This is a genomic window from Flavobacterium sp. RSP46, assembly GCF_003984825.1.
Classification (GTDB): Bacteria; Bacteroidota; Bacteroidia; order Flavobacteriales; family Flavobacteriaceae; genus Flavobacterium.
This window is the reverse complement of sequence record NZ_RYDM01000006.1, coordinates 175,180-192,860: the sequence shown is the minus strand read 5'-3', so window position 1 is coordinate 192,860 and position 17,681 is coordinate 175,180. Positions and strand designations below refer to the sequence as shown.

Sequence of the window (17,681 nt, the reverse complement as noted above, 5' to 3'; positions counted from 1 at the left end):
GATCGATGTTGATTAATTGATAATTATTATATTGCGCCACTAAAATTATTACCCACTAAAGAGTATGAAAGCAAACAGAATTATGAGCTTACGATTGTTAATATCAATCCTGTTTATTATTGGTTTTTCCAGTTGCAGTAAAAAATCTAGCTCAAAGAATACTTCAAGAGCGACTGGTTGGAATATGGACAGTAAAAAGGCAGGTTCAAATAATAAGAAACAAGTAGCAGGTCCGGGATTGGTTTTTGTGGAAGGAGGTACATTTACCATGGGTAAAGTGCAGGATGATGTTATGCATGACTGGAATAACACCCCAACACAACAACATGTTCAATCTTTTTATATGGATGAAACGGAGGTAACGAATTCAATGTATTTGGATTATTTAGACTGGTTGAAAAATGTGTATCCACCAACGGAAGAAAATTATAAAAATATATATGAAGGTGCCTCGCCAGACACTTTAGTTTGGAGAAATCGATTGGGCTATAATGAAACAATGACCAATAATTACTTAAGACACCCTTCTTATGCAGAATATCCTGTAGTAGGTGTAAATTGGATTCAAGCAGTCGAATTTAGCAATTGGAGAACCCAACGTGTAAATGAAGCGCTTCTGGAAAAAAACGGATACCTTAAAAAGAATGCAAAAACACTAGATGTGACTGCAGACAGCAATTTTGATACTGAAACCTATTTAAATTCACCGACCTTGGCTTATGGAGGAAATGAAGATATTGTGTTAAAAGGAAGAAAAGGAGCCAGAAAAACTCCTAAAGCTGGAAAAAACGGGACGGTTGTAGAACCAAAGAATGTTTATGCGCAGCGTTCTTCCGGAATTCTTCTTCCGGAATACAGGCTTCCTACAGAGGCGGAATGGGAATATGCAGCTGCAGCCGATGTGGGACAAAGAGAATATAACATATACAAAGGGCAAAAAAAATATCCTTGGTCAGGCGGGTACACGCGTTCCGGCAAAAGACAAAGTAAAGGGGATCAATTGGCTAATTTTAAGCAAGGAAATGGTGATTACGGTGGAATCGCAGGTTGGTCTGATGATGGGGCTGATATTACAAATGAAGTAAAAAAATACCCTGCAAATGATTTTGGATTGTACGATATGGCCGGAAACGTAGCTGAATGGGTTCAAGATGTTTACCGACCTATTATCGATAATGAAGCAAATGACTTTAATTATTTCAGAGGGAATCAATACACTAAAAATAAAATTGGTGAAGATGGCAAAGTAGAAATTGTCACTAAAGACAATATGAAATTTGACACTTTAAGCAACGGAAGAATCATTGCCAGAAACTTTCCAGGTCAAATCGCTCAGGTACCCGTTGACGAACAAGAGACTTATCTGAGACAAAATTTTAATAAAAGTGATAATATTAACTACAGAGATGGAGATAAACAATCTACTAGATATTATAATTTTGGAGATTCAGAATCAGATGACGAGAAAACGAAAGAAGAAAAAAACATGTATAACTCCCCAATACACAATGTGACTACGGACAGTTTAGGGAACATGGTTAGGAAATATGATAAATCAAGCAAAAGAACAACTTTGATAAATGACAATGTCAGAGTTTACAAAGGAGGATCCTGGAGGGATAGAGCCTATTGGTTAGATCCGGCTCAAAGAAGGTATTTTCCTCAGGACATGGCCACAGATTACATTGGCTTTAGATGTGCGATGTCTAGAGTAGGAGCAAAAGCAGATAAAAAAAGATCAGCCAGAAATTAATTTTTATATAAATACAAACAAAAGCCCTTTGATTAGGGCTTTTGTTTTTTTAAATCGTTTCAAATGGATATTAATTACATTCATAGTTTGTTTTTGCAATGCAACTCAGTTTCAATTGACACCCGCAAGATTGAGCCAAACTCCTTATTTGTTGCCATAAAAGGAGAGCGTTTTGATGCTAACACTTTTGCAAAAGAAGCATTAGAAAAAGCAGCTGCGTATGTTATAATTGATGATGAATCTTATTTTATTGATCAAAGGACTATCTTAGTTGAAGATAGTCTGGTCGCGCTGCAGGAATTAGCAAAATACCATCGTGAATATTTAAAATTACCTATAATTGCGCTTACGGGAAGTAATGGAAAAACAACCACTAAGGAACTTATTCAGGTTGTACTTTCGAAAAAATTTAAAACCAAAGCAACCCTTGGCAATTTAAACAACCATATTGGGGTTCCATTGACATTGCTTTCTTTTACTTCAGAAACTGAAATAGGAATAGTTGAAATGGGAGCAAATCACAAAAAAGAAATTGAATTTCTATGTGAATTAGCAACACCGGATTATGGGTATATCACTAATTTTGGCAAAGCCCATTTAGAAGGTTTTGGTGGTGTAGAGGGCGTTATTGAAGGCAAAAGCGAAATGTATCAATACCTTTCAAAAAAAGACAAGCTTGCTTTTGTTAATTTGGAAGATACAATTCAAGTTGAAAAATCAAAAAGGTTACACTCATTTACTTTTGGTATAAATAAAACAAATGCGGATGTTAATATTACTTCGATTAAGGCAAATCCTTTTGTAGAAATATGTTATTTCGGATTGGAAATAAAATCCCACCTAATTGGGTTGTATAATGCCAATAACATCAATGCAGCGCTCACTATTGGTAAGTATTTTAGTATCGATGATATCGCAATAAAAGAAGCTTTAGAAAGCTATGTACCTGAAAACAACAGATCACAGTTGTTGACAAAAGGAACTAATCAAGTAATTCTAGATGCCTATAATGCAAATCCGAGCAGTATGGCTGTAGCTATTGAGAATTTTCTACAGTTAGAGGATTTAAATAAGGTTATGATTTTGGGCGATATGTTTGAGTTGGGACAGGAAAGTCAGCAAGAACATAAAGCAATAGTTGACCTTCTTTTGAACGAAGATAAAGTGAAATGTTATTTTATAGGTGCAGCATTTTATACCAATAAAATGGGAAAAAGCAACTTTTGGTTCTATAGTACATTTGAGGAATTTTCTAATGATTTACCAATGATAACATTCAACAATAGTACTATTTTGATAAAAGGATCGAGAGGAATGGCATTGGAACGAACGTTAGATTTTTTGTAATTAAAAAATATTTTTTTTTAATAAAAATGCCATCATATTAAAGTTATGATGGCATTTTTCATGGAAGTTCCCACGCCTTGACTTTGAAGACCATTGATAAAACTAACAGCAACTTCTCCGGCTAAAACTGGATATTCAGAAAAATATTCGAAGTTTCTTCCGAGAAGAGGCGATCGCTTCATATTTACTCCGGGGTCTAATACTATTTGAAGATCGTTAGTCTGAGATTCGATTTCTAGGGTTTCACCCATTTTTTGTACCAATGCTGGATTCCAGGACGAAGCAAGTGCCGATGCAGTCGGAAAACAATGGAAGGGACACTATTAGTAAAGTCGAAACCTTCTGCTTTACGCAAACCAAACGGTCCATCCGTCATAAAAATAGTAGGAATATCCAGTATTGAACAGCTTTTGTGGACTAATCGGTTTCGCCGGAACATAAAAAAGCTTTTCTTCTAAACTCATTTTAGCTACTAGTTTTTTTGCCTTAGTGCGATAATCTACATCTTGAGCATGCGATTGGGAGATTGATATCAGTCCAAAAAGTAATAAAAACATTTTTTTTTCGTCTTTTACTGGGTTGTTTTTGAATTATTGGGTTCGTTAATTAAATGTGTTATTTTGAAGCATTGTGCATGTTTATTTGATTCGTAATGCATTTTGCATAATTTTTTTAGACTATTTTTAGTACAGATGTGTTTTTACACAATCGATTTGTACTATTATTGCAGTGTTTTTTCTTTTCAATAGAAAAACACTGCATTGAGAGTTTTGAAAAAGTGATGTTCTTTAATTTTCTTATAAAAATGAGCTAAATTGCAACACTAATAAATTATACTTTAATTATCAGAAAATAAGTACATGTTAAAAAATATTTTAGACAATAAGGAAAACTATCAGCCCGGTTTATCAATAGATTGTGTGATTTTTGGATTTCATGACAATCAGCTAAAAGTGTTATTGATAAAAACAAAGTACAGTGATAAATGGGCTTTGCCCGGTGGTTTTGTGCCTATAAATGAGGATATTGATCAGGCTGCTGTCACTGTTTTGAATGGTAGAACGGGACTAAGGGGGATTTTTCTAAGACAATTTTCAACTTTTGGAGCAGCCAGAAGGTGCAATGTTGATGTCAGTAATACTGTTTTAGATTTTTACGGAATACCTTTAGCGGAAGGCAAATGGTTTGCCAGTCGTTTTGTAACCGTTGGGTATTATGCCTTGGTTGATTTTTTAAAAACGATTCCGCAACCCGAGGGTAACAATGAAACGGTGGAATGGATTGACCATAATGCGGTGCCGGAATTAGTTTTAGATCACAAGGAAATTTTAGATAAAGCATTAGAAACACTCCGCATGGAATTGAATTTAATGCCGGTAGGCTATAATTTATTACCCGAAAAATTCACGATTCCTGAGTTGCAGAAATTATATGAAACCATCTTAGGCAGAAAACTCGACCGTAGAAATTTTTTACGTAAGATAATGGCAATTGGGATATTAAATAAGCTGGACGAGAAGAAAAGTAATGTAGCCCACAAAGCCCCTAATTTATACCGTTTTGATAAAGAAAAATACGAAGAGGTTGTTAAAAACGGGTTGACGCAGGGGTGGTAAATTAAAGAAAAGGCATAAAAAAACTTCATTAGAAATAATGAAGTTTTTTGTGGGCGATTAGGAACTGTTTTCTAACCATTTTATGCAGGATTTGAAGAAATAACAATTTATAAATTATTTCAGCGTTTTTGTCTATAAAAGTTTTGATCAACCAAGGACTGGCTATTCTATCAATTTTAGGGCGTTCTCTAGTGATCCATTTCATTTGAAATAATATAAAGGAAATTTTGCTCCTTAAATAGTAAGGGAATCTACATTTATTTATCTAGGTTTCAAAAAAATATTTACAAATCAACAGTTCAAGAGCTAAGATTAGAGATTGATTATTTCGACAATATATCTTTAGATACAAAAAAAGATAAAACAAATAAATATCAGTCTCTTTAATATGACTTTAGGATATTCGAATCAATAAATTGAGGGTTGTCAATTGTAGAACCAAACTAACCTCTAAAATTAAATGACTTTGGCTATTTGAATTTTGTGCGCGATAGAAGATTTGAACTCCCGATAACTTCGGGTAGAATCGTAATGTTATGAACCATTTGAGCTTATTTTTATTTGAAATTAATTCTTGAATTTTAACCCGGTTTTCCAAGATTTAACGTTGTACCTCTTTATTAATTTACAGTATGCCACTCGATGACGGGTTGTATACTCAATTTAGAAACAAGGCTGTCTGGGAATTACTTTCCGGGCAGCCTTGTTTTTGAATTATTCTTTTCCGGATTCCTTCAGTTTTTCAGCAGCCTGATTTATTTTGTCAGCTCCTTTTTTAAGAATTTCTCCTGCTTTTATTCTGGTAGAATCAGCGGCAGCATCAACTTTTACCGCCGCAGTATCGATAGCTCCTTCCATTTCATTACTAATGGCCTCTCTAGCTTCTTTCACTTCCTCTTTTGTTTCTTCTTTACAAGAAGTCATTAAAGTGGCAACAAATACTAATCCTAAAAGTGCTTTTTTCATTATATTTTCATTTTAAAAAATTGATAATTGAGTACATTCATCGTATAAAGATAAACAAAATCGCTACAAACATAAGTTTGGGGAAATTTCGTTTATTGGACACCAATTACCACTATTTTATACATTAGCGGTAACAGCGTCTCTGTCAATTTTCCCGATCAATCCTGCTAATACTTTTCCAGGGCCTACCTCAGTAAATGAGGTTGCTCCGTCTTGGATCATTTGCTGTACTGATTGTGTCCACTTTACCGGAGCTGTCAATTGAATGATTAGGTTTTTCTTAATTTCTGCGGGGTCTGATACTGCACTGGCTGTTGTATTTTGATATACCGGACAAATAGGAGTTGAGAACGTTGTTGCTTCAATAGCTGCGGCCAGTTCTTCACGAGCCGGTTCCATCATTGGAGAGTGAAAAGCACCGCCAACAGGCAACAATAATGCACGTTTTGCACCAGCGCCTTTCATCGCTTCACACGCTTTTTCCACTGCTGATGTTTCTCCTGAAATCACTAATTGTCCCGGGCAGTTGTAATTTGCAGGGACTACAATTCCGTCAATCGAAGCACAAACTTCTTCTACAATGTTGTCAGCCAATCCTAAAACTGCTGCCATTGTAGATGGTTTTATTTCGCAGGCTTTTTGCATAGCTAAAGCTCTTTGAGAAACCAGTTTCAAGCCGTCTTCAAAAGATAAAGTACCATTAGCTACTAAAGCTGAAAACTCACCCAATGAATGTCCCGCTACCATTTCTGGTTTGAAATCCTCCCCTAATGTTTTTGCTAAAATTACCGAATGCAGGAAAACGGCCGGTTGTGTCACTTTGGTTTCTTTCAATTCTTCGGCTGTTCCTTCAAACATGATGTCTGTGATGCGGAAACCTAAAATTGCATTGGCTTTTTCGAATAATTCTTTTGCGAGAGCAGAATTTTCATACAAGTCTTTACCCATTCCTGTGAATTGCGCGCCTTGACCTGGAAATACGTATGATTTCATGTTTTTATTTTAAAGATTGAAAAAATTAAAGACTGAAAAATGAATTCCAATCAGAATGCAAAAATACTGTTTTTTGCGGTATTGTAAATAGGGTTATTGTTTTCTTTAAAATTGACACTTTTATTAGTGTAACATTTAGGAGTATTAAAGACTAATATTTAAAACTTAGTTTTATGAAAAAGATTTTATCAATAGCTTTCTTACTCCTTTTTAGTTTTTTATTGTTTTATGGCAACCTTCCGGTAATCAATTATGGATTTACTGGTTTTGCTTTTATTTTATTACTGTTGTTAGTAATAGGGATCTTATTTTCGGTTGGTTTGACTATTTCTCAGCAAACAAAGCAAGTCAAGATTGTTTCCAAGCCTAACAAGATTTTGTTTGTTTTGGTAGGATTGCTTTTAGCGTATTGTGTTGCGCTTCCTTTTATAACCAGCCTAAAAATGTTCCGAAGCGATTCGTATCAAAAATTAATAGGCGAGGTTAAAAACGGACAAAAAATTACGAATCATATTGCTCCAATTTCAATTGATAAAATCCGTGTGGTCGATGAGGAACTAGCCCATCTTTTGGGAGAGAAAATTTTAGGTTCTCAACCCGCTTTGGGGAGCCAAGTAGAATTAGGTGATTTTTGTATACAGAAAGTAAATAATAACTTGTACTGGGTTGCGCCTTTATTGCATTCAGGTTTTTTAAAATGGTTTAACAACCAAGGAGGAACTGCGGGATATGTTATGGTTTCTGCAACCAATGAACGTGATGTGAAATTAGTTCAGAGTGTAGGAGGGAAGAACATTAAGATTAAATACCAGCAAGGCGCTTACTTCCAAAGTGACATTCACAGACACGTTTATTTTAATGGAAATGCTACTGTTGGTCTGGCTGATTTTAGTTTTGAAATTGATGATGCTGGAAATCCGTTTTGGATTGTCACTAAATATGTGAAAAAAATTGGTTTTTCAGGAAAAGAAGCTACGGGAGTTATTGTGGTTGATGCACAATCTGGAGTTATAAATGAATATTCAATTGCTAAAACGCCAAAATGGGTGGATCGAATTCAGCCTTTGGATTTTATAGAAAATCAGTTGAATGATTGGGGTGAATATGTTCACGGCTATTGGAATTTTTCTAATCAGGATAAACTGCAAATTACAGAAGGAATGACATTGGTGTACGGAAAAGACAATAAATCTTATTGGTACACAGGATTGACTTCGGTGGGCAAAGAAGAATCTGCAGTAGGTTTTGTTTTGGTGGACACCAGAACGAAGGAAACCACTTTTTACAAACAAAGTGGCGCGACGGAATTTGCGGCTCAAAGTTCGGCACAAGGGAAAGTTCAGGAGAAAGGATATAAAGCGTCGTTGCCTATTCCGTATAATATCAATAACATTCCCACGTATGCGATGACGCTCAAAGATAACGGCGGATTAGTTAAAATGTTTGCGATGGTGGCCATTTCAGATTATACGATTGTGGGCGTCGGCAATACAATGCGAGAAACCTTGACTTCGTTTAAAAATGTCTACAATATGTCGGATAATAAAATAAACCCAAATAGTGTTTCTAATAAAAAATCAGTAAAATCAGTAGTAACGAGAATTCAGAATGATGTGAAAAACGGGAATAGCTTTTATTATTTTAAGGTGAAAGATTACCCTAATATTTTTGTGGGTTCGTCACAAATATCCAATCAATTGCCAGTAACAATTGTGGGTGACAGTGTGAAAATTTCTTTTGATGTAGACATGGAAGAAGTTATTGATGTTTCAAGTTTTGAGAATATCAATTTGGAAGCGAGTATGAAATCGAAGTAATAAAAAAAGGGCTAAAGAATTTTCTTTTAGCCCTTTTTTTATTTTTTTGGCAGTAATTTAAAAGAAGTTACTTTGAATCGATTGTCTACAATTTTACCAACAATTTCGGCTTTTCGTATTGTTGTACAAAAACCGTCATTGGCGTGTGCATCTCCGTGCGAATCGATTGAACTACCGTCAACAAAATAAGATTTTCCATCCACACGAACGGCTAATTCACAACCGTGTCCTTCCATTCCAAACTGGCATTGACCACAAGCAGCCTCAACAATTTGTGGTTTTGGTTCTTCTTTTTTATCTTTATCCTGAGCACTTGCTAATGTTACAACGAACAAAAGGGTTAAGTATAATAACTTTTTCATAATTGATTGTTTTTTGCTTTAGCTAAGATACTCGTTTTTTACATCGAATAATTTTTAAACATGTAAATTCATATTAATCTGGAAAGAGGAATGTTAATAGAAGCCATTTCAATAATGACAACTGCAATAATTGGAATGATTCGTCAATCAAAACTTTCGGCAAAAAAGAATTGAGCAAGGCCAAATGTGGCAATACCTTGTGCTACCGTCAGACCATAATTAACATACATTGCACCATGAAAATAACCCGGTTCTTTCTCGAATTTATTGTGACCATGGAGGCAATATTCATTCATTTTTGGAAATCCTATGTGTAAGCAAATATTTTTTTTCTTTGAAAACTTTCCCTTGAAGGCAGTGTGGGTAATCATTATTCAGGATGTCTACGATAGAATTAGACATCGGTATTTTTTTATCAAAGGTATTTAAAGGTTCCAGAAGAACTTTCGAATGGTTAGGTGATAATTCACAAGATGATAAAAAGGAACGCTGATAACACTGATTTAGCGAATTTTTTTTTCATCTTGTTTTCGGTATAATATTGGAAGTTTATTAAATGTAATTACGAATGCACGGTAATCAACCTTGCTGCATTTTTTGCTTTTTCTACCACTTCTTCAATTGGAGTTTCTACGGTATCACTTACTAAAGCCACTGCCATTCTGCGGTACGGTCTTGAAGTTGGTTTGCCAAAGATTCTGAAATCAGTTTTAGGTAAAGCCGCAATTTTTTCGGTGCCAGAGTACGTTGGATTTGTGGAGTTTTCCGAAGCTAAAATGACTGCACTGGCTCCCGCTTTTTCTAATGTGATTTCAAAAATAGGCAAACTTAAAATAGCGCGTAAATGCAATTCGAATTCGTTGAAGTTTTGTGTTCCGGCTAATGTTACCATTCCGGTATCATGCGGACGAGGCGATAATTCCGAGAAATAAACGCCGTCATCAGTCAAGAAAAATTCGACTCCAAAAAGTCCTGCACCACCTAAAGCTTCGGTTACTTTTTCGGCCATGTCTTGCGCTTCGTACAAATCCTTGTCGGAAATTCTGGCGGGTTGCCAGCTTTCCTGATAATCGCCACGTTCTTGTCTATGGCCAATTGGCGCACAAAAAAGTGTTGGATTATTGTTTTGTACCACCGTTAATAAAGTAATCTCCGAATTGAATTTGACAAATGCTTCTACAATCACTTCTACGACATCGCCACGGGAACCCTCCACGGCATACTTCCATGCTTTTTCGATATCGGCTTCGGTTTTTATGGTGGATTGTCCTTTTCCGGACGAAGACATTAATGGTTTGACGACACACGGCATTCCAACGGCTTCAACGCCTTTTTGTAATTCCGCGGCAGTAGTGGCGTAGCGGTAATTTGCGGTTTTTAATCCTAATTCTTTACATGCTAAATCTCGAATCGCTTTACGGTTCATCGTGAAGTTTGCCGCTTTCGCAGAAGGAACTACGGTAATTCCTTGGTTTTCATAGTCATAAAAACGCTCGGTTCTGATGGCTTCTATTTCGGGAACAATAAAATCAGGTTTATGTTTGGCGACGACGCGGTCTAGGGCTTCTCCGTCGAGCATATTGATGACTTCAAAATCATGGGCAACTTGCATGGCGGGTGCATTTTCGTAACTGTCCACCGCAATTACGATTTGCCCTATGCGTTGTGCAGCGATTGTAAATTCTTTTCCTAATTCGCCTGAGCCGAGAAGTAGTATTTTCATGTTTTTATTGTGTTAGGTATAGCTAGGGACATCTCGCGAGCTGTTCTTACTGCATGAGGGATAGTAGTGGAAATCCTTTGTATTCCCGCAGCGATAGCGAAGGTAATAAAAAAGATTGCAACGGATAGCCCGACCCGCCTTTTCTGCGGGGCATGCCCCAAAAAAAAATAGTTTAAAATTTAAAGCGTTAAAACTTTAAACCTTAAACTATTTTAAACTTGAAACAAATTTTATATTATGCAGGAACCTCAGTAAGAGCTACAGCTTCTTTGATTCGGCGTAAGGCTTCAATTAGCAATTCTTCGCTTGTTGCGTAAGAAAAACGGATACAGTTTGGGTTTCCAAAAGCGTCACCGGTTACGGTTGCTACATTGGCTTCGCCCAAAAGATACATAGAGAAATCATTGGCGTCTTTGATAAACGTTCCTTTTAATGTTTTTCCGAAAAAAGAAGAAACGTCTGGGAATACATAAAAAGCACCTTCGGGAACGTTGATTTTTACTCCTGGAATGTCTTTTAATAATCCAACGACTAAATCTCTACGGCTATGGAAAGCGTCCACCATGTGTTTTAGAACACTTGGATCAGCATCAACAGCAGTAATGGTAGCACGTTGTGCAATACTATTGGCACCGCTTGTTACTTGACCTTGAATTTTTGTACACGCTTTTGCAATGAATTCTGGTGCGCCAATATATCCAATTCTCCAACCTGTCATAGCGAAAGCTTTGGCTACTCCATTCACGGTAATTGTTCGTTCTAACATTCCCGGGATGGATGCGATGCTGCAAAAAGTTCCGGAGAAATTAATGTGCTCGTAGATTTCGTCAGCAACAACATATACATGTGGGTGTTTTTCCAACACTTTGGCAAGAGCCGTTAATTCGTCTCTGTTGTACACCGATCCGCTTGGGTTACAAGGGGAACTAAACCACATCATTTTTGTTTTTGGTGTAATTGCTGCTTCTAATTGTTCTGGTGTGATTTTGAAATCCGTATCTACAGAAGTGGGTACTTCTACAGGAACTCCGCCTGATAATTTTACGATTTCGAAATACGAAACCCAGTAAGGAGCCGGTAAAATTACTTCGTCACCGTCGTTTAGCATTACTTGAGCAATGTTGTATAACGATTGTTTTGCTCCGGTTGACACTACAATTTGAGAGGGTTTGTACTCTAAATTATTGTCTCTTTTGAATTTTCTGCAAATGGCTTCTTTTAATTCAGCATATCCTTCTACTGGAGAGTAGGTGCTATAATTTTCGTCAATCGCTTTTTTTGCCGCTTCTTTGATGAAGTCTGGCGTATTGAAATCTGGTTCGCCTAAGCTTAAACTGATAATGTCTCTTCCTTGTGCTTTTAATTCTCTGGCCAAAGCTGCCATTGCTAATGTTTGAGATGTAGATAAATTGTTTATTCTATCGGATAATGGATTCATTGTAATAGGTTGTAGTTAGTTTATTAGTATATATACACTGTAAAGATGCAATGTAGAGATGCACTGCAGAGCATCTCTAGATGTTGTGATTTTGAATGATTATGTAAGTTCTGGTTTCATTCCCAATTCTTTCAAATGCTTAAAATGAGCAATAACAGCACTTCGCATCGTTTTGTATTCGTAATACGGCAAGTTGCATTCTTGGGCGGTTTGCTTTACGATACTCGCAATTTTCCCATAATGCACGTGACTGATATTTGGGAAAATATGGTGCTCTATTTGGTGGTTTAATCCACCGGTGTACCAGTTGACAATGGCATTTTTTGGTGCAAAATTGGTGGTGGTAAACAATTGGTGAATCGCCCAAGTGTTATCCATTTCTCCTAATTCATTAGGAGAAGGATTGGTCGTTTCTTCGACAACGTGTGCTAATTGGAATACAACACTTAATATGAGTCCTGCGGTATAATGCATGAGGAAGAATCCTATAAGAACTTTCCACCATGTGATTCCAATAACGATTGGTAACACGATCCAAATAGAAACGTAAATTATTTTAGTGATAATTAAAGTGGTCCAAAGTATTTTTGGGCTTTTTGCTTCTCCGTAAGATAATTTTCGCTTTAAATAGCTTTTCATCTGCTTGAAATCAGTTGTAATAGCCCAGTTGAACGTTAATAATCCATATAAAAATACCGAATAATATTGCTGAAAACGGTGAAAATTATACCATGTTGCTTCTTTTGTAAAACGAATCACACGTCCGGCATCTAAATCCTCATCGTGACCTGGAATGTTTGTGTACGTATGGTGCAAAACATTATGTTGAACTTGCCAGTTGTAGACATTTCCTGCCAGAACATAAATAGTTCCTCCCATAAATTTATTGACCCAGTGTTTATTGGAATAGGAGCCATGATTTCCATCATGCATGACATTCATTCCCACTCCAGCCATTCCAATTCCCATAACAATTGTTAATAGAAGATGTGCCCAAAAAGGCATACCTAATGTCAGAATTAAAAAATAAGGCGCCAGGAAAACCGTAATCAAAATGATAGTTTTTAAATAAAGTTTCCAGTTTCCAGTCTTTTGGATGTTGTTTTCTTTAAAGTAAGTATTTACCCGTGAGTTAAGTGTTCTGAAAAATTTCAGGCTATCTTGTTTTGCAAATGTTGGTAGCGTATCTGTCATAAAAAAATCAATAAAGGTCAAAGGTAATTATTATAAATTTTTGGATATACAAAATTGAGATAAATATTTTAACTCTAAAGTATTACTTTTGTTAAAAAATTAAAAGATGAATGAGATTCTGAAGCATTTTCCTAATTTAACGGATATTCAAAAAGAACAGTTTGAAAAATTGGATTTTTTATACCATGATTGGAACGAAAAAATAAATGTTATTTCCAGAAAAGATATTGATGCCTTATACACCAAACATATCTTGCATTCGTTGGGGATTGCCAAAATCATACAATTTGAACCGGGAACGTATGTCCTTGATGTGGGAACAGGAGGTGGATTCCCTGGAATTCCATTGGCGATTCTTTTTCCGGAAACGCGTTTTTATTTGATAGATATTATTGCAAAAAAAATAAAAGTGGTTCAGGCTGTTGCCGAGGGATTGGAATTAAAAAATGTTAAAGCTGAGCAAATGCGAGCAGAGAATGTAAAAGGAGATTTTGATTTTATTGTGAGTCGTGCCGTGACCAATATGCCGGATTTTGTTTCTTGGGTGAAAACCAAAATCAAAAAGAACAACAAACACGAATTGAAAAACGGAATTTTGTACTTAAAAGGAGGCGATTTAACTGAAGAATTAAAGGGTTTCCCTAAAGCGACGGAATATAATTTAGCTGATTTTTTTGAAGATGAATTCTTTGAAACAAAGAAAGTAATCCACGTGCCGTTGAAGTTTGTGGTTTAGAAACATAGAATAATTTTGTCTCAAACGGCTTTTTTTCAGGAAATAGGAATCTCTGCTGGTTGAGATTCCTTCTAATTGTGTACTGGAAATTCAAGGGTTACCTTAGTTCCTTTTCCTAATTTGCTTTCAAGTTGAATTGTTCCTGAGTTTTTTTCTGTAAATGTTTTTACGATATAGAGGCCTAATCCAGTTCCTTGGATTCCATCGGTATTACTGGCCCTAAAAAAAGTATTGAATAATTTTGGTTGATCTTCGGCTGGAATTCCAATACCTAAATCAATAATCTCTAAACAAATAGTTTTTTCGATGACACATAAATTTAGCTCAATATCACCAAAGCCTTCTGAATATTTAAAGGCATTGTTTAATAAGTTGAAAATAGTATATTCCATCAGTTTTTGATCTGCCATAACTCGAAAATTATCGCCTTTGATGGAGGTTTGAACTTTTCTTCCAATTAATTGATCGGGATAACTTATTTCGATCACATCCAGGCAAATTTGTTTTAAATCAAATTCGGTAGGATCGAAATTCGTTTTTCCGGAGTCCTCTTTTGAGATCGTTAGCACGGCATTCATCAATTGAACAATGCGATCAATTTCTTCAATAATACAATCAATTCTTTTTTGCAAACGGGGAGCATTTTCTATTTTTTCATGTTCTAAGTAAAGACTTATTAGTTCAGCACTAGTTCTGATGGTTGTCATAGGCGTTCTGAACTCATGTGAAATTGTGGATACTAAATTCGTGCGAAGATCATTTAAATCGCGTTCTTTCAGTAATGCTTTTTCAATTTTTTCTTCGGCTTCTTTTTGGGTGGTAATTTCTCTGTTTGAGGAATGAAAGCTAATTGTAACACCATTTTCTTTAACTAAATTGGCCTTAATTTCAAACCAAATATAATCGCCGCTTATGTTTCTAAACCGGATCTGAATTGCTATGTCTTCCATTTCTGTTAGAAAGCCTATGATGTGACTTTGAAGTTCCTCAATATCGTCAGGATGGGCATAATCTACAGGAAATTTCCCTATTAAAGATTGTGGGGTGTATCCTAATAGTTTTTCAATAGAAGGAGAAACGTATTTGAAAGAGGTGTCTGTATTATGCAAGCAAACTAAATCAACGGTGTTATCAGCTAAAAGACGGTATAAATTTTTAGCTTTGTTGAGCTGAATGGTTTTGATCCTGTTATTTTCTTCGGATAATATTTTGTTTTGTTTTTCAATCCTTTTCCGATCTGTTATATTGATCATCTGGAAAATATGACGTTTCGTTTTGTTTCGACTGCTTTTAATTATTGAAGCAGATATATACATCCAAATGACAGATTTATTTTTATGAATAAATCTTTTTTCTAAATTGAAATTAGAGATTTTTCCGGAATTTAATTGCTCTTTCAAAATAAAATCATTTTTTAAATCTTTTGGATAAGTTATTTCTTGAGAGGTTAAGGACGCAAATTCCTTTTTAGAATAGCCTAATATTTCACAAAGTTTTTCATTGACTTCTACAAAATTATCATCAATGTCTATTAACGCCATTCCTGCTGCCGAATATTCAAAAGCATCTTTAAACTGTTCTTGGCTTTGTTGTAATTCATCTTTGAGTATCTTCTCCTTAGTGATCTCTTGCATTGCACCAATCATCCGTATGGCTTTACCTTCATTGTTTCGAATGATTATGGCCTTGTCATTTACGAATCCATAGGAAGTATCTGTTTTTTTATAACGATACTCATGGGACCACACATTATTTTGACTTTTAACAGCCACATCTAGACTTTCAAAAACAGCTTTTTTCTCATCCGGATGTAAAAAATTATTAAGCAAACTAGCTGCTAGTACATTTTTCTTAAATGTATAACCAAAAAGCGTTTTAAACCCATCTCCGACATAAATTTTGTCAGTGGTCAAATCCCAATCCCAAATGGCATCAAAAGTAGCCTTGCTAAAATAAGAAAAGCGCTCGTTACTTTCTTTTAAAGCATCTTCTGCTTTTTTCTGTGCCGATATGTCAATAAAGGAACATATTACGAAAAGTAATTCATTGTGTTTTCCAAGTACGGGTACGGCATCAACCAACAACCATACTAAATTTTTAAGTGTGGGATTATAGACTCCCATAATGACATTGTTTATTGGCTTTAGTGTCTGGATTGCTTGAGGGACTGCATGATCCTCCACTTTAAATAAAGTACCGTCAAGATGAATTGTCTTCCAGTGCTCGTCGTAGGATGTTTTTCCAAGTAATTGGTCTTCTGTGAGTCCTAGCATTTCGCAGGCTGCTTTGTTGTTTTCTAATATTTCTGAGTCAGGGCCTTGGACTATAATTCCCACAGCTATATTGTAGATTATACTTTTAGTAAGCTGTCTGCTTTTAATAATTTCTTGCTGGGTTTTTTTACTTTCAGTGATATCTACACCAAATCCTACCATCATTTCTAGGGTTTCATCTTGATGAAAAACAGGAGTTAGTTTTCGGGTATGATAGGTTTTTGTGCCATCAAGATGTTCTATAGTATCCTCCCACTCAATTGTATTCCTGGATTCTATGGCTTCTAGAAAATGGATGCGTCTTGTTTTTGCAAAGGCATCATCTCTGCCAGTATGTTTTGCATATTCAAAATCGTTTTTTCCTATAATGAATTTTCGTAGCTCCTCTTTTTTTATAGCGGCTGGATTTAAATACGTGTAGGTATGACTGCTGTCAAAAACGGCGACATCCGTTGGGAGCCTGTCCAATATTTTTTCATAAAATTCTTTTTGTAATACTAGCTTTTGTTGAATTTCAATATACTCCGTAATGTCTCTACAGTTTCCTATAAAAATTGGCAGACCATTTTTTTGAGATAATTTTAAACGTGTGGAATGCCAAACATAATAACCTTCCTGATGAAGAATTCTATAGGTAAATTCACTTTCGTTTTTTCCGGTTTCAATTGCTTCACTTAAATAAGTTTTACAATTTTCTAAATCGTCAGGATGTAAAAAAGAAGTATTGCTTTTGTCTAAAATATCTTTATTCTCATAGCCTAGGTATTTAGTCCAGTTGTCTGAAGCATAGGTGATTATTCCTTCTAGGTTAAGCTCGTAAGTAATTTCTTTTGAATTGTCAATAAATAATTGAAATTGAGTGTCCTGTTCTTTGATTGTTTTTTGTAAGCTCTGGTTTTCAATATGTAATTTTAATAAAGATTGGATTTGTAGCACAGTATATTTTAGATGTTTTAACTGCATTACAGAAAGCTCTCTAGGGCTAGTATCCATAATACAAAGAGTTCCAATGACTAGATTTTCATTAAAACATATAGGGAAACCCGCAAAAAAAGCTATTAAATTTAAATTTTCGGGAGGAGCATCAATGTCTTTATTAATGTCTGAGATAATTTTAATTTTATTTTGCTGGATGGTATTCTCATTAAGTGCAATAATAGTAGGAGAGATGGGAATATAATCAAAACCTATTTTTGTAACTATTATGGGACTAATAGAGTCTGTTAATGAAATAAATGCAAGAGGCATCTCGCATACCTCGGATGCAAATAATAAAACCGTATTGAATTCCTCTTGAATAGTTCTGTTTTCAAATAATTCGCTTATTTTTTTCTTGTCAAATACAGGCATAGGTTCTTGGTGTAATTGATTAATTAACAATTATTTCGCATCATAGATATAGGTTTTTTAAAGTAACTGTTTCTTTATCAATAAGTTGTAATGTAGATTGGGGGGAATCAATT

At 35.3% G+C, this 17,681-nt stretch carries 15 protein-coding genes and 1 pseudogene; 5 read left to right on the top strand and 11 right to left on the bottom strand.

Annotated elements, in window-relative coordinates; translation table 11 throughout:
* Positions 1 to 64 precede the first annotated feature (64 nt).
* Positions 65 to 1,753: a gliding motility lipoprotein GldJ gene (gldJ, locus tag EKM01_RS11250; RefSeq protein ID WP_126461647.1), complete on the top strand. Its 1,689-nt coding sequence runs from the start codon at positions 65 to 67 to the stop codon at positions 1,751 to 1,753.
* Between the two features lie 63 nt (positions 1,754 to 1,816).
* Positions 1,817 to 3,100: a UDP-N-acetylmuramoyl-tripeptide--D-alanyl-D-alanine ligase gene (murF, locus tag EKM01_RS11245; RefSeq protein WP_126554633.1), complete on the top strand. Its 1,284-nt coding sequence runs from the start codon at positions 1,817 to 1,819 to the stop codon at positions 3,098 to 3,100.
* 32 nt (positions 3,101 to 3,132) lie between these two features.
* Here the strand turns inward: murF and EKM01_RS11240 are convergent.
* Both EKM01_RS11240 and EKM01_RS11235 read right to left on the bottom strand, forming a co-directional pair.
* Positions 3,133 to 3,396 (bottom strand): annotated as a pseudogene (locus tag EKM01_RS11240) (glycoside hydrolase family 3 N-terminal domain-containing protein); the annotation flags it as partial.
* A 51-nt stretch (positions 3,397 to 3,447) separates the two neighbouring features.
* A complete protein-coding gene (locus EKM01_RS11235; RefSeq protein WP_126768357.1) occupies positions 3,448 to 3,657 on the bottom strand; it encodes a hypothetical protein in 210 nt (69 codons plus the stop codon).
* A gap of 303 nt (positions 3,658 to 3,960) precedes the next feature.
* On the opposite strand from EKM01_RS11235, the gene EKM01_RS11230 reads away from it, so the two are divergent.
* The gene (locus EKM01_RS11230) at positions 3,961 to 4,716 is read left to right on the top strand and encodes an NUDIX domain-containing protein (RefSeq protein ID WP_126554637.1); all 756 of its coding nucleotides are present in this window, start codon (positions 3,961 to 3,963) and stop codon (positions 4,714 to 4,716) included.
* Between the two features lie 28 nt (positions 4,717 to 4,744).
* On the opposite strand, the gene EKM01_RS11225 is transcribed toward EKM01_RS11230, so the two are convergent.
* The 3 genes from EKM01_RS11225 to fabD form a co-directional block, all read right to left on the bottom strand.
* On the bottom strand, positions 4,745 to 4,921 hold the full coding sequence (locus EKM01_RS11225) for a chromate resistance protein ChrB domain-containing protein (RefSeq protein ID WP_126461656.1): 177 nt from the start codon (positions 4,919 to 4,921) through the stop codon (positions 4,745 to 4,747).
* Positions 4,922 to 5,430: 509 nt separating this feature from the next.
* Positions 5,431 to 5,682 carry a hypothetical protein gene (locus EKM01_RS11220; RefSeq protein WP_197037213.1) on the bottom strand — a complete coding sequence of 84 codons (252 nt, stop codon included), beginning with the start codon at positions 5,680 to 5,682 and terminating at the stop codon, positions 5,431 to 5,433.
* A gap of 117 nt (positions 5,683 to 5,799) precedes the next feature.
* The gene (fabD, locus tag EKM01_RS11215; RefSeq protein ID WP_126768356.1) at positions 5,800 to 6,675 is read right to left on the bottom strand and encodes an ACP S-malonyltransferase; all 876 of its coding nucleotides are present in this window, start codon (positions 6,673 to 6,675) and stop codon (positions 5,800 to 5,802) included.
* A gap of 173 nt (positions 6,676 to 6,848) precedes the next feature.
* Between fabD and EKM01_RS11210 the strand changes: the two genes are divergently transcribed.
* Positions 6,849 to 8,492 (top strand): hypothetical protein, encoded by a 1,644-nt coding sequence (locus EKM01_RS11210; protein ID WP_126768354.1) that lies wholly within the window; start codon positions 6,849 to 6,851, stop codon positions 8,490 to 8,492.
* 38 nt (positions 8,493 to 8,530) lie between these two features.
* Here the strand turns inward: EKM01_RS11210 and EKM01_RS11205 are convergent, their stop codons facing one another.
* The 5 genes from EKM01_RS11205 to EKM01_RS11185 form a co-directional block, all read right to left on the bottom strand.
* Positions 8,531 to 8,854, bottom strand: coding sequence for a DUF6370 family protein (locus EKM01_RS11205; protein ID WP_126461666.1), 324 nt, complete (start codon positions 8,852 to 8,854; stop codon positions 8,531 to 8,533).
* A 143-nt stretch (positions 8,855 to 8,997) separates the two neighbouring features.
* Positions 8,998 to 9,150 carry a hypothetical protein gene (locus EKM01_RS14845; RefSeq protein WP_231507376.1) on the bottom strand — a complete coding sequence of 51 codons (153 nt, stop codon included), beginning with the start codon at positions 9,148 to 9,150 and terminating at the stop codon, positions 8,998 to 9,000.
* Positions 9,151 to 9,416: 266 nt separating this feature from the next.
* Positions 9,417 to 10,577 carry a formate-dependent phosphoribosylglycinamide formyltransferase gene (gene purT / locus EKM01_RS11195; protein WP_126554641.1) on the bottom strand — a complete coding sequence of 387 codons (1,161 nt, stop codon included), beginning with the start codon at positions 10,575 to 10,577 and terminating at the stop codon, positions 9,417 to 9,419.
* A 235-nt stretch (positions 10,578 to 10,812) separates the two neighbouring features.
* Positions 10,813 to 12,015: a pyridoxal phosphate-dependent aminotransferase gene (locus EKM01_RS11190; protein WP_126562842.1), complete on the bottom strand. Its 1,203-nt coding sequence runs from the start codon at positions 12,013 to 12,015 to the stop codon at positions 10,813 to 10,815.
* 99 nt (positions 12,016 to 12,114) lie between these two features.
* A complete protein-coding gene (locus EKM01_RS11185) occupies positions 12,115 to 13,209 on the bottom strand; it encodes an acyl-CoA desaturase (RefSeq protein WP_126461676.1) in 1,095 nt (364 codons plus the stop codon).
* A gap of 106 nt (positions 13,210 to 13,315) precedes the next feature.
* Here EKM01_RS11185 and rsmG point away from each other — a divergent pair, with 106 nt between their 5' ends.
* Positions 13,316 to 13,945, top strand: a complete 630-nt coding sequence (gene rsmG, locus EKM01_RS11180; RefSeq protein ID WP_126768352.1) for a 16S rRNA (guanine(527)-N(7))-methyltransferase RsmG — start codon at positions 13,316 to 13,318, stop codon at positions 13,943 to 13,945.
* Between the two features lie 71 nt (positions 13,946 to 14,016).
* Here the strand turns inward: rsmG and EKM01_RS11175 are convergent, their stop codons facing one another.
* Positions 14,017 to 17,568: a PAS domain S-box protein gene (locus EKM01_RS11175; protein ID WP_126768350.1), complete on the bottom strand. Its 3,552-nt coding sequence runs from the start codon at positions 17,566 to 17,568 to the stop codon at positions 14,017 to 14,019.
* Between the last annotated feature and the right edge of the window lie 113 nt (positions 17,569 to 17,681).